Origin of the sequence: Streptomyces sp. C, assembly GCF_000158895.1 — a bacterium.
GTDB classification, from domain to species: Bacteria; Actinomycetota; Actinomycetes; order Streptomycetales; family Streptomycetaceae; genus Streptomyces; species Streptomyces racemochromogenes.
The window spans coordinates 6835404-6857419 of record NZ_GG657750.1; the positions used below are offsets into that span (position 1 = coordinate 6835404).

21 protein-coding genes and 1 pseudogene are annotated in these 22016 nt (G+C 75.3%); 12 read left to right on the forward strand and 10 right to left on the reverse strand.

What is annotated here, in order from left to right:
* A partial coding sequence (locus SSNG_RS30695; protein WP_063749926.1) for a GNAT family N-acetyltransferase occupies positions 1–688 on the forward strand: 688 nt, incomplete at its 5' end.
* Positions 685–1647, forward strand: a complete 963-nt coding sequence (locus SSNG_RS30700) for a lysophospholipid acyltransferase family protein (RefSeq protein WP_007267838.1) — start codon at positions 685–687, stop codon at positions 1645–1647. The genes SSNG_RS30695 and SSNG_RS30700, both read left to right, overlap by 4 nt.
* Here SSNG_RS30700 and egtD read toward each other — a convergent pair.
* From egtD to egtA, 4 genes are read right to left on the reverse strand one after another with little or no spacing between them, the layout of a single operon-like run.
* Complete coding sequence (gene egtD / locus SSNG_RS30705; protein ID WP_042802365.1) at positions 1539–2504, reverse strand: L-histidine N(alpha)-methyltransferase; 966 nt, start codon at positions 2502–2504, stop codon at positions 1539–1541. The genes SSNG_RS30700 and egtD overlap by 109 nt on opposite strands.
* Positions 2501–3259, reverse strand: coding sequence for an ergothioneine biosynthesis protein EgtC (gene egtC, locus SSNG_RS30710; RefSeq protein ID WP_007267840.1), 759 nt, complete (start codon positions 3257–3259; stop codon positions 2501–2503). The genes egtD and egtC overlap by 4 nt, the downstream gene beginning before the upstream one ends.
* A complete protein-coding gene (egtB, locus tag SSNG_RS30715) occupies positions 3259–4593 on the reverse strand; it encodes an ergothioneine biosynthesis protein EgtB (protein WP_007267841.1) in 1335 nt (444 codons plus the stop codon). The genes egtC and egtB overlap by 1 nt, the downstream gene beginning before the upstream one ends.
* Positions 4590–6020, reverse strand: a complete 1431-nt coding sequence (egtA, locus tag SSNG_RS30720) for an ergothioneine biosynthesis glutamate--cysteine ligase EgtA (protein ID WP_007267842.1) — start codon at positions 6018–6020, stop codon at positions 4590–4592. Before egtA ends, egtB begins: the two co-directional genes overlap by 4 nt.
* 108 nt (positions 6021–6128) lie before the next feature.
* Here egtA and SSNG_RS30725 point away from each other — a divergent pair, with 108 nt between their 5' ends.
* A complete protein-coding gene (locus SSNG_RS30725) occupies positions 6129–6944 on the forward strand; it encodes a TIGR02452 family protein (RefSeq protein WP_007267843.1) in 816 nt (271 codons plus the stop codon).
* A gap of 24 nt (positions 6945–6968) precedes the next feature.
* On the opposite strand, the gene SSNG_RS30730 is transcribed toward SSNG_RS30725, so the two are convergent.
* Positions 6969–7682 (reverse strand): NAD(P)-binding domain-containing protein, encoded by a 714-nt coding sequence (locus SSNG_RS30730; protein ID WP_007267844.1) that lies wholly within the window; start codon positions 7680–7682, stop codon positions 6969–6971.
* A gap of 92 nt (positions 7683–7774) precedes the next feature.
* Between SSNG_RS30730 and SSNG_RS30735 the strand changes: the two genes are divergently transcribed.
* On the forward strand, positions 7775–8722 hold the full coding sequence (locus SSNG_RS30735) for a transcriptional regulator (protein WP_042802367.1): 948 nt from the start codon (positions 7775–7777) through the stop codon (positions 8720–8722).
* 4 nt (positions 8723–8726) lie between these two features.
* Here the strand turns inward: SSNG_RS30735 and SSNG_RS30740 are convergent, their stop codons facing one another.
* Positions 8727–9191: a type II toxin-antitoxin system PemK/MazF family toxin gene (locus SSNG_RS30740; RefSeq protein ID WP_007267846.1), complete on the reverse strand. Its 465-nt coding sequence runs from the start codon at positions 9189–9191 to the stop codon at positions 8727–8729.
* 231 nt (positions 9192–9422) lie between these two features.
* Here SSNG_RS30740 and SSNG_RS30745 point away from each other — a divergent pair, with 231 nt between their 5' ends.
* The gene (locus tag SSNG_RS30745; protein ID WP_007267847.1) at positions 9423–9932 is read left to right on the forward strand and encodes a hypothetical protein; all 510 of its coding nucleotides are present in this window, start codon (positions 9423–9425) and stop codon (positions 9930–9932) included.
* Here the strand turns inward: SSNG_RS30745 and SSNG_RS30750 are convergent.
* Positions 9913–11106 (reverse strand): cytochrome P450, encoded by a 1194-nt coding sequence (locus SSNG_RS30750; protein ID WP_042802370.1) that lies wholly within the window; start codon positions 11104–11106, stop codon positions 9913–9915. The two genes, SSNG_RS30745 and SSNG_RS30750, sit on opposite strands and share 20 nt — an antisense overlap.
* A 511-nt stretch (positions 11107–11617) precedes the next feature.
* Between SSNG_RS30750 and SSNG_RS30755 the strand changes: the two genes are divergently transcribed.
* Positions 11618–12280: a GPP34 family phosphoprotein gene (locus SSNG_RS30755; RefSeq protein WP_007267850.1), complete on the forward strand. Its 663-nt coding sequence runs from the start codon at positions 11618–11620 to the stop codon at positions 12278–12280.
* A 265-nt stretch (positions 12281–12545) separates the two neighbouring features.
* On the opposite strand, the gene SSNG_RS30760 is transcribed toward SSNG_RS30755, so the two are convergent.
* Positions 12546–13241, reverse strand: coding sequence for an alpha/beta hydrolase (locus SSNG_RS30760; RefSeq protein ID WP_042802373.1), 696 nt, complete (start codon positions 13239–13241; stop codon positions 12546–12548).
* A gap of 42 nt (positions 13242–13283) precedes the next feature.
* Entirely contained in the window at positions 13284–14525 is a 1242-nt protein-coding gene (locus SSNG_RS30765; protein WP_007267852.1) for an MFS transporter, read from the reverse strand.
* Between the two features lie 211 nt (positions 14526–14736).
* Here SSNG_RS30765 and SSNG_RS30770 point away from each other — a divergent pair, with 211 nt between their 5' ends.
* From SSNG_RS30770 to SSNG_RS30790, 5 genes are all read left to right on the forward strand, one after another.
* Complete coding sequence (locus SSNG_RS30770) at positions 14737–15786, forward strand: LacI family DNA-binding transcriptional regulator (protein ID WP_007267853.1); 1050 nt, start codon at positions 14737–14739, stop codon at positions 15784–15786.
* Between the two features lie 150 nt (positions 15787–15936).
* Positions 15937–17136, forward strand: a complete 1200-nt coding sequence (locus SSNG_RS30775; protein WP_007267854.1) for a thiolase family protein — start codon at positions 15937–15939, stop codon at positions 17134–17136.
* Positions 17137–17294: 158 nt separating this feature from the next.
* The gene (locus tag SSNG_RS30780) at positions 17295–18734 is read left to right on the forward strand and encodes an aldehyde dehydrogenase family protein (protein ID WP_007267855.1); all 1440 of its coding nucleotides are present in this window, start codon (positions 17295–17297) and stop codon (positions 18732–18734) included.
* A gap of 81 nt (positions 18735–18815) precedes the next feature.
* The gene (locus SSNG_RS30785) at positions 18816–19208 is read left to right on the forward strand and encodes a thioredoxin domain-containing protein (protein ID WP_007267856.1); all 393 of its coding nucleotides are present in this window, start codon (positions 18816–18818) and stop codon (positions 19206–19208) included.
* Positions 19209–19251: 43 nt separating this feature from the next.
* Positions 19252–20688, forward strand: coding sequence for an NAD(P)/FAD-dependent oxidoreductase (locus tag SSNG_RS30790; protein ID WP_007267857.1), 1437 nt, complete (start codon positions 19252–19254; stop codon positions 20686–20688).
* Between the two features lie 20 nt (positions 20689–20708).
* Here the strand turns inward: SSNG_RS30790 and SSNG_RS30795 are convergent.
* Positions 20709–21341: pseudogene (locus SSNG_RS30795) on the reverse strand (phosphoribosyltransferase family protein); the annotation flags it as partial.
* 256 nt (positions 21342–21597) lie between these two features.
* Here SSNG_RS30795 and SSNG_RS30800 point away from each other — a divergent pair.
* On the forward strand, positions 21598–22016 hold a 419-nt coding region (locus SSNG_RS30800), incomplete at its 3' end, for a metallophosphoesterase (protein WP_007267859.1).

Genomic DNA, 22016 nt, shown 5'->3' on the forward strand with positions numbered 1-22016 from the left:
GGTCCGCGCCGCCCAGCGGCTGCGCCACCAGGTCTTCGCCGGAGAGCTCGGCGCCCGCCTCGACGGCCCCGAGCCCGGCCTGGACGCCGACGCCTTCGACGCCTACTGCGACCACCTCCTCGTCCTCGACGAGGAGACCGGGCAGGTCGTCGGCACCTACCGGCTGCTGCCGCCGGAGCGCGCCGCCGTCGCCGGACGCCTCTACTCCGAGGGCGAGTTCGACCTCTCCGCCCTCGCCCCGATCCGCTCCGACCTGGTCGAGGTCGGCCGCTCCTGCGTCCACCCCGACCACCGCAACGGCGCCGTCATCGCCCTGATCTGGGCCGGGCTGGCCCGCTACATGGAGCGCACCGGCCACAACTGGCTCGCCGGGTGCTGCTCGATACCGCTGGCCGACGGCGGGGTGCTGGCCGCCGCCACCCGCGAGGCCGTCCTCACCCGCAACCTCGCTCCGCAGGAGTACCGCGTCACCCCGCACCTGCCCTGGAGCCCCGGAGGGATCACCGTGTCCGGCCGCACGGAGCTGCCGCCCCTGCTGCGCGGCTACATCCGCCTCGGCGCCTGGGTCTGCGGGGAGCCCGCCTTCGACGCCGAGTTCGGCTGCGCCGACCTGTACGTGCTGCTCTCCCTGCGCCGGACCAACCCGCGCTACCTGAACCACTTCCTCTCGCTCGCCCCGGGCGCATGAACGCCTGGCTGCCCACCTCGCCCTGTACCCCCGGGGCCTGCGCGTACCAGCCGGGGAAGCCCGCCGGTGCGGTCCGGGCGGTGCTGCGGCTCGCCACCGCCCTCGCCCTGGTCCTGCTCGCCGTCCCGGCCGCCCCGCCGGTCCGGCTGCTCCCCGCCCGGTCCCGGCGGGCCCTGGTCCGGGCCTGGTCCGCCGCGCTCGTCCGGTCGATGGGGATACGGATCACCGTGCACGGCACCCCGGGCCCGGCCGGGGGCAGCCTCATCGTCGCCAACCACATCTCCTGGCTGGACGTCCCGCTCGTCGCCGCCGTCCTGCCCAGCCGGATGCTGGCCAAGAGCGAGATCGGCGCCTGGCCGGTGCTCGGCCCGCTCGCCGCCCGGGCGGGCACCCTGTTCATCGAACGCGACCGGATCCGGGCCCTGCCCCGCACCGTCGCCGCCCTCGCCGGGGCGATGCGGGCCGGGGACCGGGTCACCGTCTTCCCCGAGGGCTCCACCTGGTGCGGGCGCGCCCAGGGCCCCTTCCGGCGGGCGGCGTTCCAGTCGGCGCTGGACGCGCGGGTACCCGTACAGCCCCTGCGGATCGCGTACCGGCTGGCGGACGGATCGCTCGCCGGGGCGCCCGCCTTCGTCGGGGACGACCCGCTCACCGCCTCCCTGTGGCGGATCGCCCGGGCGCGCGGGGTGCGGGCCGAGGTGCGGCTGCTGCCGCGCATCCCGCCGGGCCACCACCCCGACCGCCGCGCACTGGCGGCGGCCGCACGGGAGGCCGTACTCGGCAGCACCGGGCGGGAACTGCCGCTGCCGGCGGGCGTACCCGCGCGGCAGCGGCCCGGCGCGGAGCCGGATCAGCCCTGGGCCACCGACAGGGACAGCGCGAAGCGGCCCGCCGCGTCCGTCCACCAGTGCGCCAGTTCGAGTCCCGCTACCGCCAGTTCCTTGCGCACCCCGTCCTGACGGAACTTCGCGGAGACCTCCGTCAGGATGTCCTCGCCCGCCTCGAACGGCACCAGCAGGTCCAGCGCCCGGACCTTGACCGTCACCGCCTGCCGGGCCCGCAGGCGCATCTCGATCCACTCGTGCTCCCGGTTCCACACCGCCACGTGGTCGAAGTCGGCGGTGTGGAAGTCCGCGCCCAGCTCGCGGTCGATCACCGCCAGCACGTTCTTGTTGAACTCGGCGGTCACCCCCCGCGCGTCGTCGTACGCGGCCACCAGCACGGCCTCGTCCTTCACCAGGTCGGTGCCGAGCAGCAGCGCGTCCCCGGGCGACAGCATCGCCCGTACGGACGCCAGGAACACCGCCCGCTCCGGCGGCAGCAGGTTGCCGATCGTGCCGCCCAGGAACACCACCAGCCGGGGCCCCTCGGAGTCCGGCAGGTGAAGGGGCTTCGTGAAGTCGGCCAGCAACGCGTGCACCCGCAGGCCCGGATGCCGCGCCGGCAGCGGCTCGCCCGCGCCGACGAGGGCGCTCTCGCTCACGTCCACCGGTACGTACGTCCGCAGCGCGGGCATCGCCTCGATCAGGTGCCGGGTCTTCTCCGAGGATCCGGAGCCCAGCTCCACCAGCGTGCGCGCCCCGCTCACCGCCGCGATCTCCCCGGCCCGCTCCAGCAGGATCTCCCGCTCGGCACGGGTCGGGTAGTACTCCGGCAACCGGGTGATCTCCTCGAAGAGCTCACTTCCCCGGGCGTCGTAGAACCACTTCGGCGGCAGCTCCTTCGGGAAGCGGGTCAGGCCGTCGAGGACGTCGGCGCGCAGCGCCTCGTCGGCGGCGTGCTCGTCCAGGGTCCGGGTCAACTGGAAATCGCTCACGGGGAGGTCTCCTTGAGGGGGGTCAGGGCGACCCGCGTGCGGGTGGCGGTCAGCAGGGTCCGGTCGGGCACCTCGCACCAGCGGGCGTCGTCGTCATGCGGCTCGGACGCCACGATCACGCGCCCCGCCGCCGGCTCGGCCAGGTACCACAGGGAGTCGCCCCAGGCGGTCGCCGCGATCGTGGCGCCGTCGGTCAGCAGGAGGTTCAGCCGGGAGCCCGGGGCCGCCGTGGACAGCTCGCGGACCGGCTCCGCAAGGGCGGTGCCGATGTCGTCGCCCTCCCGCAGCCGGCGCAGCACCAGCGCCCAGACCAGCGCCGAATCCGTGCGCGCCGCCAGCTGGAGCAGCTCCCGCGGCGGCAGGGCGGCGGCGAGCGGACCCGCCGCGTCGGGCCAGTCCCGCACGGCCCCGTTGTGGCTGAACAGCCAGGGCCCCGAGGCGAAGGGCGCCGCGGCGGCCTCCCCGTCCGCGCCCGGCAGCGTGGCGTCGCGCACGGCGGCCAGGAAGGCGCCGCTGCGCACCACGCGGGCGAGGTCGGCGAAGGTGAGGTCGCCCCAGACGGGCCCGGCACGCCGGTAGCGGGCCGGGACCGGGTCGCCCTCGGCGTACCAGCCGACGCCGAAGCCGTCCGCGTTGACGGTGCCGAACCGCTGGCGGCGCGGCTGCCAGGACTGGCGGACCAGCGAGTGCTCGGGCTCGCTCAGCAGCCGCTCCAGCGCGACGGGCGGCCCCAGGTAGGCGAGGTGGCGGCACATCAGACGTCCCTCGCGGTGCGGAAGCCGGAGAAGATCTGCCGCCGTACGGGCAGGTCCCAGTTGCGGAAGGTGCCCCGGCAGGCCACCGGGTCCACGGCGAAGGAGCCGCCGCGCAGCACCTTGTGCGCCGGGCCGAAGAACACCTCGGAGTACTCCCGGTAGGGGAAGGCGCGGAATCCCGGGTAGGGCAGGAAGTCCGAGGCCGTCCACTCCCACACGTCGCCGATCAGCTGGCGCACCCCCAGCGGGGAGGCCCCGGCCGGGTAGCCGCCCGCAGGGGAGGGGCGCAGGTGGCGCTGGCCCAGGTTGGCGTGGGCGGGGGTCGGGTCGGCGTCGCCCCAGGGGTAGCGGCGGGAGCGGCCGGAGGCCGAGTCGTGGCGGGCGGCCTTCTCCCACTCCGCCTCGGTGGGCAGCCGGCGGCCCGCCCAGCGGGCGTACGCGTCGGCCTCGTACCAGCTGACGTGCAGAACCGGTTCTTCATCGGGTACGGGCTCGGTCACCCCGAAGCGGCGGCGCAGCCACCGGCCGCCCTCGCGGTGCCAGAACAGCGGGGCCCCGATCTCGTGCGCCAGGATCTGCTCCCAGCCCTCGGGGGCCCACCAGCGGGGCTCGCGGTAACCGTCGTCCGCGATGAAGGCCTGGTAGGCGGCGTTGGTCACCGGGACCGTGTCGATCCAGAAGGGCGCCACCTCCCGCACGTGCGCGGGCCGTTCGTTGTCCAGCGCCCAGGGCTCGGTGGAGGTGCCCATGGTGAACGGGCCGCCGGGTACGAGGACTTCGGCCGACGGGGGCGGGGGGCCCTGCGGGGGATCCGGGTCCGGGGCGGCCAGCACCGGGGCGCCGGCGCGCAGTTGATGGGTGATCAGCATCGTCTCGTCGTGCTGCTGTTCGTGCTGGGCGATCATCCCGAACGCGAAGCCCCCGTCGAGCAGTTCCGTGCCCTCCAGCGGAGTGTGCTCCAGCAGCGCGAAGACGCGGCCGCGCACCTCCGCCGCGTACCGGCGGGCCGCCTCCGGGCCCAGCAGGGGCAGCTTCGGCCGCTCGGAGCGGGGGTGCTCGAAGGCGTCGTACAGGGAGTTGATCTCCGGGTGCATGGACTCCCGGCCGGCCACCCGGCCCAGCAGCCACAGCTCCTCCTGGTTCCCGATGTGCGCCAGGTCCCAGACCAGCGGGGACATCAGGGGGGAGTGCTGCGCGGTCAGGTCCCGGTCGCTCACCGCGTCGGTCAGCGCCGCGGTACGGGCCCGGGCGGCGGTCAGGGCGGCCGCGGCGCGCTCGCGCAGCAGCTCGGGGTGGATCCCGGGGTGGCTTCCCGGGCGGGTCTCGGCGGTCACGGGCGGGGTCCCTTCGCGGCGGTGGGCCGGCGCCGGTGTTCCCCCGCGCCGGATCCGGCGGTGGCAGTGGCGGTGGCGCGGGCCTTGACGGCGCGGCCCGCGGCTCCGGCTCTGCCGCCGGAGCCGGAGCCTGATTCGGGTCCGGCTTCGGCTTCGGCGTCGTCGGCCGGGCAGCGCCCGCGCCGCACGTAGCGATCCGCGAACGCGCCCACCGCGTCCTGGACCTCCCTGCCCGCCCCGAGCCGGGGCAGCGCCTCGGCCGCCGCCCGGAAGCACACCGCGGCGGCCGTGCGCAGCTCCGGATCCGCGAGCCCCGACCGGGCGGCGGTCCGCCACAGGGGGTTGCGCGGGGCGCACCGGGATCCGTACGCGTCGGCCAGCGCCTTCACCGCGCGGTAGGCCGTCTCGGCGGCCCCGGGGTCGTCGAAGAGCGCGTGCACGAGCGCGACCGGGACCAGCCAGCCGTCCTCGCCCGGCTGCGCGTCGATCATCCGCAGCTCCAGGTGGCCGCGCGGCCGGACGGGCGGGAAGAGGGTGGTGAGGTGGTACTCCAGGTCCTCGGCGGTGGCCTGCCGCCCGGCGCCCGAACGCGGCCCCGCGCGCAGCCAGTCGCGGAAGCTGAGCCCGCTCGGCACCGTCCAGGGGCCGTCACCGGGCGCGCGTACGCACATCACCTCGGCGTCCAGGGCGTGCCGCACCCAGCCGGCACGGGGCTCGGCCGCCAGGGGCGGGGCGAGCGCACGCCGCGGGTCGATGTCGCTCCAGATCCCCTGCCGGGCGCACCGCCAGCCCCGGTAGGGGCCGTCATGGCGGCCGGGGGAGTTGGCGAAGACGGCGACCAGGACGGCGCCCAGCAGGTGGGCGAGGTGCCAGCGCCGCCCGTGCCCGAGCGGGCCGGGCTCCTCGTGGCCGGCGTCCACGCAGACCTGCACGGAGGCGGAGGAGCGCATCATGGCGCGCCCGGCGGGGCCGGTCCGGTCGAAGTACGTCTCCATCGCGTCGTAGCGCGGGCTGGCCAGCAGCCGGTCGAGCGGTGTCCGGGGGTCCTGGCCGAGGCCGCGCAGGACGAGGCCCTGGCCGTGCAGGGCGCCGCGGACCGCGGTGAGGTCGGCCCGCAGGCCGTCCAGGCAGGCGGTGAGGGAGTCGGCGGGGGCCGAGCTGAGTTCCAGCTGGCCGCCGGGCTCGACGGTGAGCCGGGAGTTCAGGGGCAGTGCGCCGGCGGCCGCGTGGGCGGCGGTGAGCCTCTCGGGGGGCAGGGGCAGCCAGGGCCGCTCGGCGTCCATGACGAGCCATTCGAGCTCGGCACCGAGGAGGCGCGGCGGTCCGGTCTTGAAGCAGATGCCGTGGACGAGGTCCTCGGCGGCCGCTTCGGTCAGGCGGTCGTGTTCGGCGTTCCGGGCGGATGGAGCGGGCGAGTTCTCGGGCATGACCGGAACCTCGTCTCCTGTCGTCGGCCGTGATGTCACCCGTGCACTACCCCTCACCGGAGCGCTAATTCCTTTGCCGTCTGCGGTTCCGGGGCCGAGGATTCCGGCGTGAGCAGCAGATTGCGCGAAATCGCGCGGGAGAACGCACTGATCGCGGCGTCCGGGGAGTACCGGACGCGGTCGGGGCGGCGGGTCTCCCTCGCCGCCGACCTGGCGGACGCCAAGGCCGGAACCAGAATATACGGGCCAAACCGTGTCATACCGGGCGAAGGGCCCGTCGGGGGAGGCCGCACCACGGTCTTCGAAGTCACCGGGGAGAGCAGCACGGTCGCCGCGCGCCGCCTCGCGGGGGAGGGCGGCGTGGCGGTCCTGAACTTCGCCTCGGCCCGCAATCCCGGGGGCGGGTACGTCCGCGGGGCCAAGGCCCAGGAGGAGGCGCTGTGCCGTGCCTCGGCCCTGTACGAGACCCTGCTGGAGGCCCGGGAGTACTACGAGGTCCACCGCGCGGGAAAGAGCACCTTCTACACCGACCGGGTGATTCACTCCCCCGGGGTACCGGTTTTCCGCGACGACCGGGGCGAACTGCTGGACACCCCGTTCCGGGCCGGGTTCCTCACCTCGCCCGCCCCGAACGCGGGCACCATCCGCCGCCAGGAGCCGGAGCGCGCGCACGGGATCCCGGCCGCCCTGGCCCGGCGCGCCGGGCTGGTCCTGGAAGTGGCCGCACTGCACGGGTACCGGCGGCTGGTTCTGGGCGCATGGGGGTGCGGGGTGTTCCGCAACGACCCGGCGCAGGTGGCGGAGGCCTTCCGGGCGGCCCTGACCGGCCGCTTCGCGGGGACCTTCGAACGGGTCGCGTTCGGGATCCTGGACCGCGACCCCCACACGCGAGAGACCTTCGCCGCGGCCTTCGACGGCTGCTGACCGGCGCGGCCCCGGGCGCGCGGGTCAGCGTACGACCTTGATCCCGAAGGGGGTCCCGAAGCCCAGGGCGAAGCCGATCGCGCTGTGCAGGTGGGCGTACATCTCCATGCCGCGGGCGGACACGAGCGGGCCGAGGTCGAGGACGTCGCTCCAGCCGTAGGCCTCCAGCAGTTCGGTGACCCGCCGCTTCGCGCCGGCGTCGGCGCCGGCGACGAACATCGTGTGGTCCCCGCCGTTGACCGCGCCGGGACGGACCACGGTCTCCTGCTCCTGGGTGACGAAGGACTTGACGACCCTGGTGGCCGGCAGGGCGCGCTGGATCCGCTCCCCGAGGCTGTCGGTGTCGCACGGGTCGAACTTCGGCATCACGCCCCACGGTGTGGGCCAGGGGTGCTCGCTCTCGTGCCCGTACACGTACGGCACCGCGTAGTCGACCAGGACCTTGCCCGCCAGCTCGTCCGCGATCCCGCTCAGCGCGGCGACCGCGCTGTGCCCGTCGATGCCGTTGACGACGAGCTCGTCCGCGGCGGCCGCGGCCCCGCCGAAGGTCAGCAGGGTGACGCCGGGGTGCTCGGCGAGGAACTGCGGGTAGGGGGCGTTGCCCATCATGTCGGGCTCGGTGCGGGCCATGGTGGCCTCCACGTCGCGGGTGCCGACGTACACCTCGTGCCCGAGCTCCAGCAGCCTGGCCGTGTGGGCGCGGGCACCGCCACCGGTGCCGAGAACGGCGATCTTCATGGGTTTCCTCCTGGTTCGTTCCCTTTGGGCAGAACCAAGGTAGGAGCATTTCAGGACAGGGCGTGTCCTTTGACCCGGGCACAGTGGGACACATGACAAGTGACATGACCGTACGGATGCTCCGGCTGCTGTCCCTGCTGCAGACCCGGCGGGAATGGCCCGGCACCGACCTCGCCGACCGGCTGGAGGTCACCGTCCGCACCGTCCGCCGCGACATCGACCGCCTGCGGCAGCTCGGCTACCCCGTCGACAGCACCCGCGGCCACGCCGGCGGCTACCGTCTGGGAGCCGGCACCGACCTGCCGCCGCTGCTCCTGGACGACGAGGAGGCCGTCGCGGTCACCGTCGCCCTGCGCACCGCTGCGGGCAGCCTCACCGGAATGGAGGAGACCGCCCTGCGGGCGCTGGCCAAACTGGAACAGGTCCTGCCGCGCCGCCTGCGCGGCCGGGTCGGCGCCCTCCAGTCCACCCTGGCCGGCCTCACCTGGCAGGACGGCGGAGCCCGGATCGACCCCGCCCTGCTGACCACCCTCGCCGTCGCCTGCCGCGACCACGAGGTCCTCACCTTCACCTACACCGCCCGCCAGGGCCCGGCCGCGCACCGCAGGGTCGAGCCCTGCCACCTCGTCGCCTCCGGCGGCCTCTGGTACCTCCTCGCCCACGACACCGGCAAGGAGGACTGGCGCCTCTTCCGCCTCGACCGCATCACCGACCCCGCCGCCACCGGCCGGCGCGTCCCACCGCGCGAGGTGCCCGGCGGAGACCCGGCCGCCTTCACCGCCGAGCGACTGACGGCCGCCCCGACCCGCTACCGGGCCGTCGCGACCGTCGACACCCCGGCCGACTCCCTGCGCCACCTGGGCCCGCGCGTCCGCCCCGTCACCGCCGCCACCTGCCGGGTGGACGCCTCCGACGACTTCCTGCCCCGCATCGCCGCCACTCTCGCGGGCCTGGACGCGGACTACGCGCTCGACGCCGACCCGGTGGTCCTCGCCCACCTCCGGGCAGCGGCGCACCGGATGCTGGCCGGGGCGGGCTGAGGCACTACTGCCAGCCGTACAGGTCGCGCAGCCGGTCCACCACCAGGCGGAAGCGGGGCAGGTCCAGCGCGCAGGCCTCGCGGCGCATGCCCGTCTCGTGGACCCGCAGCACCCGGTCCAGGTCCACCCAGGACTCCCGGCCGGCGCCGTCCCAGGGGCCCGAGCCGATCGCCACCCATTCCCGGTCGTGGTCGTGCCGCTTGCTGGAGAGCTGGACGGCGAGCAGCGTCGCCCCGCCCGCCTCCCGGGCGACCACCAGCACCGGGCGGTCCTTGCCCCGCCCGTCGTTCTCCTCGAAGGGCACCCAGGTCCACACGATCTCCCCCGGGTCGGGATCCCCGTCCGGGTCGGGCGCGTACTCGGTGCGGACCGGGCCGATGGCGCGGGGATCGGCCTCGGCGGTGGCGGTCGGGCCGTCCCGGCCGGGCTGCTCGACGTGGCTGCTGCCGTGGTGCGAAAGTGCCGTCATTTCGCGGAGATTTACTAGGTTTCGGGGCCCCTCCGTGCCCGCCTTTGGCGCGGCGCTCGGGCAGCCGTTCACCGGGCTCTGCACGCAGCCGCTCCGCCGGTCGCCGGCCTGTGCGCGAAGCCGTCCCCCGCGCACGCGACGCGGCGGCCCCGGTCGCCCCGGCCCTCCCCGCGCAGGAGCGGTCGGCGGCGCAGGCGGGGCGGCGGCCGAGGCCGGGGCCGTCGAGAAGCAGTGGCGCGCCCCGCGCGCCGGGGACTTCGAGGGGGCGGCTGGACGTCCTGCCCGCGGCCCGAGGTCCAGGAGCCGCTCGCCCGGGACGACTCCCGGCTCAACGCCCGCCTGGTGCAGGAGGAGTTCGCCCGGGACCACGAGGAGAACGCCGCGCGCATCAGCGCCGTGCTCGCGGGACGGACCTTCGGCCCGGCGCGCCAGCCCGTACCGGTACTGCCCGGCCTCTCCACCTCGCCCGAGCCCGTCCTGGCGACGCAGGCCCTGACGGCGGTGCGCAAGGCCGACCGGGTCGATCCGCCGATGACCCGGCTCGACGTCCGGCAGAGCCTGGTGGCCGCATCGGCCATCGCCCACCCGGGACGGTTCGACCTGCTGGAGTACGTCGCCGCGCACCGGCACGTCCGCTACCCGTACCCGCAACACCACGACGTCCGGGTCCTGTTCGACCGTGCCGCGCGCCTGCGCTCCGCGGAGGAGCTGGACGAGGCGCTCACCAGCCGATCGGCATGACGCGTGCCCCGCGCACCAGCATCTCGGACTTCCAGACGACGTCCCCCACGACCTTCAGCCCGGGGAAGCGCGCCAGCAGCGCCCCCAGCGCCTCCTGGAGTTCCATGCGGGCCAGCTGGGCGCCCAGGCAGTGGTGGACGCCGTGGCCGAAACCGAGGTGCTGGTTGGAGGCGCGGCGGATGTCGAGGACTCCGGGGGCGGTGAAGCGCAGCGCGTCACGGTTCGCGGCGCCCGTCGCGACGAGCACCGGCTCCCCGGCCCGGACGAGGGTGCCGCCCACGTCGATGTCCTCGGTGGCGTAACGGGCCTGGCTCGCCCCGCGGCCCAGCGGAACGAACCGCAGGAGTTCCTCCACGGCCCGGGCGATCAGACCGGGCTCGGAGCGCAGCAGCGCCAGCTGGTCCGGATGGTCCAGCAGGGTGAGGACGAAGTTGGGGATCTGGGAGGCCGTCGTCTCGTGCCCGGCGACCAGGACCCCGACGCACAGGTCGACGAGTTCCGGCTCGGAAAGCCGGTCGTCGTCACCGTCCCGGGCCTCGATGAGCGCCGTCATCAGGTCGTCCCGCGGCTCCTGGCGGTGCAGCTCGATCAGCCCGGCCATGTAGCCGCGCAGTTCCTCCAGGTTGGCGCCGAACTCCTCCGCCGTCAGCGAGCTGGTCGACAGCGCCGCGTCGCTCCACACCCGGAAGCGCGGCCGGTCCTCGACCGGCACGCCCAGCAGCCGGCAGATCACGGCCACCGGGACGGGCAGTGCGAAGCGGTCGACGAGGTCGACCGGGGGTCCGGCCGCCTCCAGCCCGTCGAGCAGCTCCGCGGTGAGCGTGCGCACCTGGGGGCGGAGCTTCTCGACCTGCCGGACGGTGAACGCCTTGGCCACCAGGGACCGCAGCCGGGTGTGGTCCGGCGGGTCCATGCCGAGGATGCCGGACCCGCCGCGGCCCTCGGACTGCCGGGGTTCGTCGTGGTCGGCAGCCGCCGCGCGGCTGAACCGCGCGTCACCGAGCACGAGGCGGGCGTCCGCGTACCGGGTGACCAGCCAGGCCTCCTCGCCGTACGGCATCTGCACGCGTAACAGGCCGGGCAGGTCGCGGACGCGCTCGTACTCCTCGGCGAGCCGGAGTCCTTCGGCGGTGTTGAAGGGGTAGGAGAGGGGAGTGGAACCGGTGGCCGTCACGTCGACCTCCAAGGTCGCAAGTGGATGCCTGCAACGTAGGACGGGCCGTCCGCGGTGGTCAACGGCGCTTTGCGGCAATCGTTCCTGACGGACATTCCGATGGGGACGACCGCACCGCGGTCGGCCGGGTCGTCTCCAGCCGGCCGACGTGGGGCTCAGCGGACCCGGGCGGTGTCCGCGAGGACCGCCTCCCGGCGGCCGGGGGAGAGGGCGCGGTAGTGCGAGAGCGAGCCCCGGCCAGGGTGAACAGCCAGCTGGCCTCGATCTCGAAGTTCCGGCCGGTCGGCTCCGGCATGCGGGGGTGGGTGCCGCAGTGGGTGCCGGACTGGACGACGCGGGCGACGGCGCGGTCGTCCTCGGCCACGAGTTCCCGCACGCGGACGGTCAGCGGGTGGAACGGCCACCGCCCACGCACGCCAAAGGAGCCGGGAGCGCCGCGCGGGAACTCCTGCCGGCCGTCGGGCGTCTCACCTGTAGAGAGGACGATCACGGAGCGTGCGGGGGTAGCGGTATGGCGATCACACTGGCGGAGGAGATCGTGCTGCTCTCGCTGGACGACGAGTCCGGCTCGGCGCAGCGGCGGCAGGCGGCCGGCTGGGCCGTCGCCGGGGGGTTCCTGCTCGAACTGGTCCTGGCCGAACGGGTCTCCGTCAACGGCGAGGCGGTCGTCGTGACGGACCCGAGCCCGACCGGGGAGCCGCTGCTCGACGGCCGCGCGGAGCTGATCGGGACCTGGCTGCGGGGACGTGGACGGCACCGAGCGACGGACTGGCTGACGAAGGACCAGCCCAGGGCCGTCACCGCGGCCGTGGAGCGGCTGTGCGAGCGCGGGGTGATCGTGGAGGAGAAGCGCAAGGTGCTCGGGATGTTCCCGGTGCGCCGCTACCCGGAAGCGGACGGCACGGCCGAACGCGAGCTGCGCGCCCGCCTTGCCGCCGTCGTGCTGGACGGCGCGGAACCGGACACCCGGACGGCCGGGCTCATCGCGCTGATCCACTCGGCGAAACTGCACGGCCTGGCCTTCCCCGACGGCCCGCGCAAGGCGGTGGCAGCGCGGATGGCGGAGATATCCGAGGGCCAGTGGGCGGCCGAGAGCGTCCGCACCGCGATCCGCGACACCCAGGCGGCGATGGCCGCGGTCACGTTGGTGACGACGACCACGATCATCATCTGAGGCCCGGCCCGGCCCGGCCCGGCCCGGCCCGGCCCGGCCCGGCCCGGCCCGGCCCGGCCCGGCCCGGCCCGGCCCGGCCCGGCCCGGCCCGGCCCGGCCCGGCCCGTCGGCCGGTCAGGCGCCGCGCCACCCGGTTCCGCGCGCCCGGCTTCGCGCCGCCCGCCGCCGTGGCGGCCACCTTCGTACCGGCCGCCGTCTATCAAGGCCCCGTCCAGGCGGGGTGCCCCGACCCCCTCACCGGGGGCCAGGGCCACAACCCGCAAGGTCAGACCCAGCCCTCCAACGAGGCCATGAAGCCGTCGAAGTCGTCGCGGTGGATGGTGTGGCCGGCGCCGGGGACCGTGCGGAGCTCGAAGCCGCGCGTCTCCAGCAGGGCCGAGTGCTCCGGCGGGACGACGGAGCTCGGGTCGGCGAGCTGGACGAGGGAGGGGACCAGCGGGGCCGCCGGGAGGAGGTCCCGGCCGAGGAGCGGTACGAGGCTCGGTGCGGTGGCCTCGTCCCACAGGGCCAGGGTCTCCCGCTCGACGTCCACGTCCGCCTCCTCCCAGCGCGGGTTCATCGCCCGGATCCGCTCCCGGTCCGCCGCCTTGAAGCCCGCCAGGGCCTCCGGGCCGAAGCCCGGCTCCGGTGGAGCCAGGTGCCAGGCCGGGTCCGAGTACACCGCACGGGCCGGCCGCAGCCGGTCCACGGCCAGGGCGAGTGCCAGGCCGCCCAGCGAGTGGCCGAGGGCCAGCTCCGCGCCGGACGGCAGGGTCTCGACGAGGTCGGCGGCGAACAGCTCGGGGCCGTACTCGCCCCGCCCGCTGGCGCCGTGGCCGCGCAGGTCCACCGCGATCACGCGGTAGCCGAGCCCGGCGAGGGCGGGTCCGACCCGGCGCCAGGTGCGGTGGTCGGCCATGATGCCGTGGATCAGGAGGGCCAGGCGGTCGCCCTCGCCCCAGGTACGGGTGTGCAGTCGCACGGTGGTACGGCTCCTTCCGGGACCTTCGTCCCACACGACAGGTCAGCGGACGCCGCGGATCGGGCGTACCGCCAGCGCCCCCGCCACCGCCAGCACGGCGGCGACGACGAACAGCGCGGTGTAGCCGCCGCTCACCGAGACCACCACGGAGGCGACGAAGGGGGCGACGATCTGCGGACCGGCGTTCGCGATGTTGAGCACGCCCATGTCGCGCGCCGCGTCCTCGGCCGCCGGCAGGACCATCGTCACCAGCGCCGTGTCCACCGCCATGTAGCTGCCGAACGCCAGGCCGTTGACCACGGAGAAGGCCAGCATCGCGGTCCAGCTCGCCGACACGGCCGGCAGGACGAGCGCGACCGCCGACAGCAGCGCCGAGGCCCCCACGAACAGCTTGCGCCGGTCCAGCCGGTCCGACAGCCAGCCGCCCGCCACCGTCGAGACGACCATCGCGACGCTGCTCAGCGGCATCAGCAGGGCCACCGCCGCCTCCGGCTCCATCCCCTCGGGCAGCACGGTGTGGTCCTGGAGGACGTACAGCTGGTACCCGTTCACCGCGAAGTAGCCGAGCACGAGCAGCGCCCGCCCGATGAACGCCCAGCGGAAGTCGTGATCGCGCAGGGCGCCGGCGAAGGCGGCGAGCTGGGCCCGGACGGGCAGCGGGGCGCGCGCCGGGAGCCGCCGCTCACGGGTGCAGGCGGTGAACAGGACCGCCGCGCCCGCCACGATCGCGCCGAAAACGAGGTAACCGGTACGGAAGTCGTCCGAGAACGCCGCCCCGGCGAGCGCACCCAGCACCGACCCGAAGGGCAGGCCGAGCCCGACCGCCGCCGAGGCCCTGCCGCGGGCGCTCACCGGCACCCGGTCGGGGACGACGGAGGTGATGGCGGCCTGGTAGACGTTCATGACGGCCTGGCCGAGGCACCAGGCGATGGTGATCAGCAGGATCGTGTCGGCCAGGCCCAGCAGCAGCATCGCTGGCACCGCGGCGAGCCCGCCGCCGAGGATCCAGGGGTTACGGCGTCCGGTGCGGTCGGACAGGGCACCCGCGACGGGGTTGAACACCGTCGCGAAGACCGCGGAAACCCCCGCGATCAGGCCGAAGTTGGCGACCTTGTCGGCGGGGTCGACGCGCTCCACCTGGAGCGCGAGCAGGATGCCGGCGACGCCGACGTAGAGGGCGTACATCGCGGTGTTGCCGAGCAGCAGCATGGGCAGCAGCCCGCGGCCGGGGGAGGGTCTGTCGGGGGTGGCGGCGGTGCCGGTGCCGTGGGAGGAAAGAGCCATGGTGCCCTCCTGGGCAGGGGTGGAGGGGTGCGCGCCGCCCCGTCGCGGGTGGCGGGGCGCGAAGGGGTGCGAGGGGGCGGCGGCACGTCTGGGAGGGGGCCGGCGAAGAGTGAGTTACACGTGTCACTGAAACGTGTAAGCACTGTCTAGCACCCGTTTCCGGCCAACCGCCAGCCCCCGTGCGCAACCGGTCTGGAAAGATGCCCGGGCCATGGCTGACTCACCGAACCCACCGGGCCGGCGCACCCCGCCCGCCCCGCCCGCGGCGGCACCCGTGCCGACCAGCGCCGACGTCGCCCGCCTGGCGGGCGTCTCGCGCGCGACCGTCTCGTACGTCCTGAACAACGCGGAAGCCGTACGCATCAGCGAGCCGACGCGCCGCCGGGTCCGCGAGGCCGCCGAGGAACTGGGCTACGTACCGCACGCCGCCGCCCGGAGCCTGCGCGCCGGGCACACCCGCATCGTGCTGCTGCCCACCTCGCACGTGCCGGCCGGGCCGCTCTACAGCAACTTCCTCAACGAACTCCAATGGGCCCTGCGCCGCCGGGACTACACCGTGGTCCAGTACGGCAGCCTCGGCCTCAGCGGCGACGAGGCCGCCCGCGCCTGGGCCGAACTGAGGCCCGTGGCGGTGATCTCCCTCGGGGAGACCGCCCTGTCCCCGCAGAACGTCGCCACCCTCAAACGGGCCGGAGCGCGGGCGGTCATCACGATGGGCCCCGACACGGTCCCGGGCGCACACGCCCTCGTGATGGACCAGGCGGAGGTGGGCGCACGCGCCGCCGCGCACCTGGTGGAACGCGGCCGGCGGCGGATCGGGGTGGTCGTGCCGCGCGAGGACGGCCTGGAACTGTTCTCCGCACCCAGACTGGCGGGCGCCGAATCGGTGGCGGGCACGGAAGTCGTACGGTCCCTGCCGATGGCCTACACCGAGGAGTCAGCGGCGGCGCTGGCCGCGCGGTGGGGGGAGCTGGGGCTGGACGGGGTGTTCGCGTACAACGACGAGTACGCGATGCTGCTGATGCGGGCCCTGCAGGACGCCGGGGTGCGGATCCCCGCGGACGCGGCGGTGATCGGCGCGGACGACCTGCTCATGGGGCGGCTGCTGCGGCCGAGGCTGAGCACGGTGCGGATCGAGATGCCGACGGGGGAGCGGTTGGCGGGGCTGGTGGACGCGGCGGTGCGGGATCCTTCGGAGATCACGGAGCGGCACGACCTGATGGCGGCCGTTGCGGTGCCCCGCGACTCGACCCCCTCCTGACGCCCCGCCCGCCGGCAACCGTTGACACACCGCGACGCCTCGGCGGAGACTGCGGGCGCGCCCCACCGGGCGTGACCGGGGGCGGGTCCCGGTGTCGACGCCGGCACCCGGGCCGCCGCCGACCGTACGGAGCCGCCCAGGAGAGCTGCCATGAGCATCCGCACCGTCCGCGACGTCTACGTCGTCGACGCCGTCCGCACCCCGATCGGCAAGTTCGGCGGAGCCCTCGCCGGGGCCCGCCCCGACGACCTCGCCGCGCACGTCGTGCGCGCGCTCGTGGACCGTACGCCCGACCTCGACCCCGCCCGCATCGACGACGTCGTCTTCGGTGACGCCAACGGCGCCGGCGAGGACAACCGCGACGTCGCCCGCATGGCGGTGCTGCTCGCCGGGCTGCCGGTCACCGTCCCCGGCGTGACCGTCAACCGGCTCTGCGGTTCGGGCCTGGAGGCCGTGATCCAGGCGGCCCGCGCGATCGCGCTCGGCGACGCCTCCGTCGCCATCGCCGGCGGCGTCGAGTCGATGTCCCGCGCCCCGTGGGTGGTGCAGAAGCCCGAGCGCGCCTTCCCCGCCGGGCACCAGCAGATGTGGTCCACCACCCTCGGCTGGCGCATGACCAACCCCCGGATGCCCGCCGAGTGGACGGTCTCCCTCGGCGAGGGCGCCGAGCTCGTCGCCGAGAAGCACGGCATCACCCGCGAGGCGCAGGACGCCTTCGCCCTGGAGAGCCACCGCAAGGCGGCGGCGGCCTGGGCGGACGGGCTGTACGACGGCGAGGTCGTGCCGTACCCCGGCGCCGACCTCCCGCGCGACGAGTGCATCCGCGAGGGCTCCACCCCCGAGGCGCTGGCCCGCCTCAAGCCGGCGTTCCGGACGGACGGTTCGGGTACCGTCACGGCCGCCAACGCCTCCCCCCTCAACGACGGCGCCGCCGCGCTGCTGCTCACCGACGAGGAGGGGCTGGCCGCGACGGGCCGGGAGCCGCTCGCCCGGATCAGCGCCTCCGCCGTCACCGGGATCGAGCCGCAGCTGTTCGGCCTCGGCCCGGTCGATGCCGTGGAGCGAGCCCTCGGCAGGGCGGGCCGGTCCCTCTCCGACCTGACGGCCTTCGAGCTGAACGAGGCCTTCGCCGCGCAGGCGCTGGGCTGTCTGGCGGCGTGGCCGGAGCTGGACCCGGCGGTGGTGAACCCGCGCGGCGGCGCCATCGCCATCGGCCACCCGCTCGGCGCCTCCGGTGCCCGGCTTGCCGGTTCGGTGGCGCACCAGCTGGCGGCGGCCGGTTCCGGCACCGGCATGGCGGCGCTGTGCATCGGCGTCGGCCAGGGCATCGCCCTGGTCCTGGAGCGGTAACAGCCGCCCGCCACCCCACGGGACCCCGGCGATCGTTTCCGGTCACCGGGTCCCGCCAACTGCCCAATAACTGAACAGAGATGACGCCCCCGGTCTGGCACGATGGCGCCTGCTGCCGCCCCCGCCCCGCCCGCCGACCCCACCCGGAGGCCCCCGCCATGCCGCTGCTCGATCCGACCCTCTGGCAGGACGGACCCATGCTCACCGGCGGCACCGCCGCGGTCGTCGAACCCGCCACCGGCCGTACCCTCGCCACCGTCGACCTCGCCGCCCCCGCCGACGTCGCCGAGGCGGCCGTACGGGCCCGGGCCGCGCAGCTCGACTGGGCGCGCGCCACCCACCTGGAGCGGGCGGCCGTACTGCGCCGCGCCGGGGACCTGTTCACGGCCCACGCCGACGAGCTGCGCGAGTGGCTGGTCCGGGAGTCGGGCTCCATACCCGGCAAGGCCGACTTCGAACTGCACGTCGCCGCCCAGGAGTGCTACCAGGCCGCGGCGCTCGCCTCCCGCCCGGCCGGGCAGGTCCTGCAGAGCGAGGCGCCCCGGCTGTCCTTCACCCGCCGGGTCCCGGCAGGGGTGGTCGGGGTGGTGGCGCCGTTCAACGCCCCGCTGATCCTCTCCATCCGCTCCGTCGCCCCCGCCCTCGCGCTCGGCAACGCCGTCCTGCTCAAGCCCGACCGCCGGACGGCCGTCAGCGGCGGGCTCGCCCTGGCCGCCGTGCTCGCGGCGGCCGGACTGCCGACCGGGCTGCTGCACGTACTGCCGGGCGGGGCCGACACGGGCGCCGCGGTGGTCAAGGACCCGCTGGTGCGCGTCGTCTCCTTCACCGGGTCCACCGCGGCCGGCCGGGCCGTCGGCGAGCTGGCCGGCCGTCACCTCAAGCGGGCGCACCTGGAGTTGGGCGGCAACTCGGCCCTCGTCGTGCTCGCCGACGCCGACGTCGAGGCGGCCGTCGCGCAGGCCTCCTGGGGCTCCTTCTTCCACCAGGGCCAGATCTGCATGACGGCCGGGCGCCACCTCGTGCACTCCTCCCTCTACGACGAGTACGTGGAGCGGCTCGCCGCCCGCGCCGAGGCCCTCGCCGTCGGCGACCCCTTCCGCGAGCGCGTCCACCTGGGCCCGCTGCTCGACCGGACGCAGCTGGAGCGGGTCCACGGCCTGGTCGGGGCCAGCGTCGAGCAGGGCGCCAAGCTCGTCGCGGGCGGCACCCACCAGGGGCTCTTCTACCGGCCGACGGTGCTCGCGGGCGTGGCCGACGACACCCCCGCCTACGCCGAGGAGGTCTTCGGCCCGGTGGCGCCCGTACGCTCCTTCGCGACCGAGGACGAGGCGGTCGAGCTGGCCTCGGCGGGCCCGTACGGGCTCTCGCTGGGCATCGTCACCGCCGACGCGGGGCGCGGCCTGGAGCTGGCGGGACGGATCCCGACCGGGATCGCGCACGTCAACGACCAGACGGTGAACGACGAGGCGGTGGCCCCCTTCGGGGGTGTCGGCGCGTCCGGCACGGGCGCCCGGTTCGGCGGGGAGGCCAACCTCGACGCGTTCACCGAACTGCGCTGGACCACGGCCCGCACCAGCGCGCCCGGCCACCCGTTCTAGCGGTTCCCGCACGGCAGCGGAATGCGGCGGGGCGGCCGGTCGTTCCTTCAGCACACCCGCAATTCAGGAGGTCTGGAAACCGTGGCTACTGTCGAGCTCACCAAGGAGAACTTCGACGAGACGGTCAGCGAGAACCCGTTCGTGCTGATCGACTTCTGGGCCGGCTGGTGCCGCCCCTGCCTCGCGTTCGCGCCGGTCTACGAGAAGGCCGCGGAGGCCAACCCCGACCTGGTCTTCGCCAAGGTGGACACCGAGGCCCAGCAGGAGCTGGCCGCGGCCTTCCAGATCACCTCGATCCCCACCCTGATGATCGTCCGTGACCAGGTCGCCATCTTCGCGCAGCCCGGAGCGCTGCCGGAGGCCGCCCTCACGGACCTGATCGGGCAGGCCCGAGCCCTCGACATGGACGAGGTCAGGGCGAAGATCGCCGCCTCCCAGCAGGAGGAGGGCGCCCCCGGCACGCCGGAGGCCTGAGCTTGCCGGACGCGGCCCGGCCGCAGCGGGGACACTGGAGCGCATGACCGAAGCCGTGGAGTACGACGTCGTGGTGCTCGGCGGGGGACCGGCCGGCGAGAACATCGTCGACCGGACCCGCGCCGCCGGGCTGAGCACGGCCCTGGTGGAGAGCGAGCTCGTCGGCGGGGAGTGCTCGTACTGGGCCTGCATCCCCAGCAAGGCCCTGCTGCGCCCGGCCCTCGCCCGCGCGGACGCCCGACGCGTGCCGGGGCTCGCGGAGGCCGTCCGGGGGCCGCTCGACGCCGAGGCCGTCTTCGCGCACCGCGACTACTGGACGGGCAACTGGAAGGACGACGGTCAGGTCGACTGGGTCGAATCCATCGGGGCCCACCTCTACCGGGGCCACGGCCGCCTCTACGGCCTCCGCAAGGTGGCCGTGACCAGCCCCGAGGGCTTGCACCACGTGCTCTCGGCCCGGCACGCCGTCGTCGTCGCCACCGGCAGCCGGGCGGTGCTCCCGGACCTGCCGGGCCTCGCCGGCGCCGGGGCGTGGACCAGCCGCGAGGCCACTTCCGCCCGGGAGGTGCCCGGCCGGCTGCTGATCGTCGGCGGTTCGGTGGTGGCCGCCGAGATGGCCACCGCCTGGCAGGCCCTCGGCTCGCGGGTCACCGTGCTCGTACGGGGTTCCGGGCTGCTGCCCCGGATGGAGCCCTTCGCCGGGGAACTGGTCGCCGAAGCGCTGACCGGCGCCGGCGCGGTGGTCCGTACCGGGGTGTCGGTGGAGGCGGTCGTACGGGACGGGCCCACCGGCCCGGTCACGGTGGTCCTGGAGGGCGGCGAACTGCTGGAGGGCGACGAGCTGCTGATGGCGGTCGGCCGCGCCCCCCGTACCGAGGACATCGGGCTGGACACGGTGGGGCTGACGCCCGGGGACTGGATCGGGGTCGACGAGAGCTGCCGGGTCACCGGCCACGACTGGCTCTACGCCGTCGGGGACGTCAACCACCGGGCGCTCCTCACCCACCAGGGGAAGTACCAGGCCCGTATCGCCGGGGCCGCCATCGTCGCCCGGGCAGCCGGACCGGGAGCCCCGGCCCCGGACACCGGCCGCTGGGGCGCGCACGCGGCGACCGCCGACACCGAGGCCCTGCCGCAGGCCGTCTTCACCGAGCCGGAGGCGGCGGCGGTCGGTCTCACCCTCGCCGAGGCGGAACGGGCGGGCCACCGGGTCCGCGCCGTCGACTTCGACCTCGGCAAGGTGTCCGGTGCGGGCCTGTACGCCGACGGCTACCGGGGCCGGGCCCGCATGGTCGTGGACCTCGACCGGCAGGTGCTGCTGGGCGCCACCTTCGTCGGGCCGGGCGCCGCCGAGCTGCTGCACGCGGCGACCGTGGCCGTGGCGGGGGAGGTGCCGATCGACCGGCTGTGGCACGCGGTGCCCGCCTTCCCCACCATCAGCGAGGTCTGGCTGCGGCTCCTGGAGGCCTACCGGGGCTGACCCCCGCCGTCCCCGCGCCCGGCCGCCGCCTCGGCGAGCACGGCCACGACCTCCTCGTCGGGGGTCTGGGAGAAGTCCCGGTACCACTCGCCGACCGCGCGGAAGGCGGGCGGCGACGACAGGCACACCACCTCGTCCGCCGCCCCGCGCAGCCGGAGGACCGCCTCCGGCGGCGCCACCGGGACGGCCAGCACCACCCGCGCCGCGCCCGCGGCGCGCGCGATCTCGCAGGCGGCCGCGGCCGTGGCGCCCGTGGCGATCCCGTCGTCGACCACGACGACGGTCCGGCCGTCGAGCGGCACGCGCGCCCGGCCCTCGCGGAACCGGTGCGCCCGCCGCTCCAGCTCGGCCTCCTCGTCGCGCTCGACCTCGGCCAGTTCCCGCTCCGAGGCGCGGCTGCGGCGGGCGACGTCCTCGTTGACGACCCGTACCCCGCCTTCGCCGATGGCGCCGAAGGCCAGCTCGCGGTGGTGCGGCACGCCGAGCTTGCGGACGACGATCACGTCGAGGTCGGCGCCCAGTGCCCGCGCCACCTCGAAGGCCACGGGCACGCCGCCGCGCGGCAGCCCCAGGACGACGGTGTCCTCGCCCCGCAGATGGCGCAGCGCGTCCGCGAGACGCCGTCCCGCGTCCGCACGGTCGGTGAAGATCACAGCGGCTCACCCCGTTCCGGGCGTCCCCTTCGAACGAACCCCATCCCCGGGCCGTCCGCAACCGGAGCCGGAGCGGGGCCGGAGCGGGGCCGACCGGAGCCGGGCCGGGGCCGACGGCGCGGCCGGCGGGAGGCGCGGGCGCCCGAACCGCCGGTGATCACGTCGGATAGGTTGAACTCAGCCCACCCGGCGGCACGGTGACCGATCGTCACCTCGCGCGCCGGGGCCCGGACCGGCGACGAAGGAGCCACCGCCCGTGATCGTGATAGCCCAGCTCAGTGACGTCCACCTCGACGGCGGGCCCCGGGCCGCCGAGCGCACCCGTGCCGTGCTGGACTACCTGGACGGCCTCCCGTACGACCTCGCCGCGGTCCTGGTCAGCGGGGACGTCGCCGACCACGGGACCGCCGACGAGTACGAGGAGGCGCGCAAGCTGCTGACCTCGCGGCACCCGTTGGTGGTCTGCCCCGGCAACCACGACGAGCGCCTCGCCTTCCGGCGGGGCCTGCTGGGGGAGGAGGAGCCCTCCGCGGCCCCGGTCGACCAGGTGCTGCGGGGCGAGGGCTTCGTCCTGGCGGTGTGCGACTCCTCGGTCCCGGGGGAGCACCACGGGTACCTGGAGGACTCCACGCTGGAGTGGCTCGACGGCATACTGACCGCCACACCGCAGGAGGT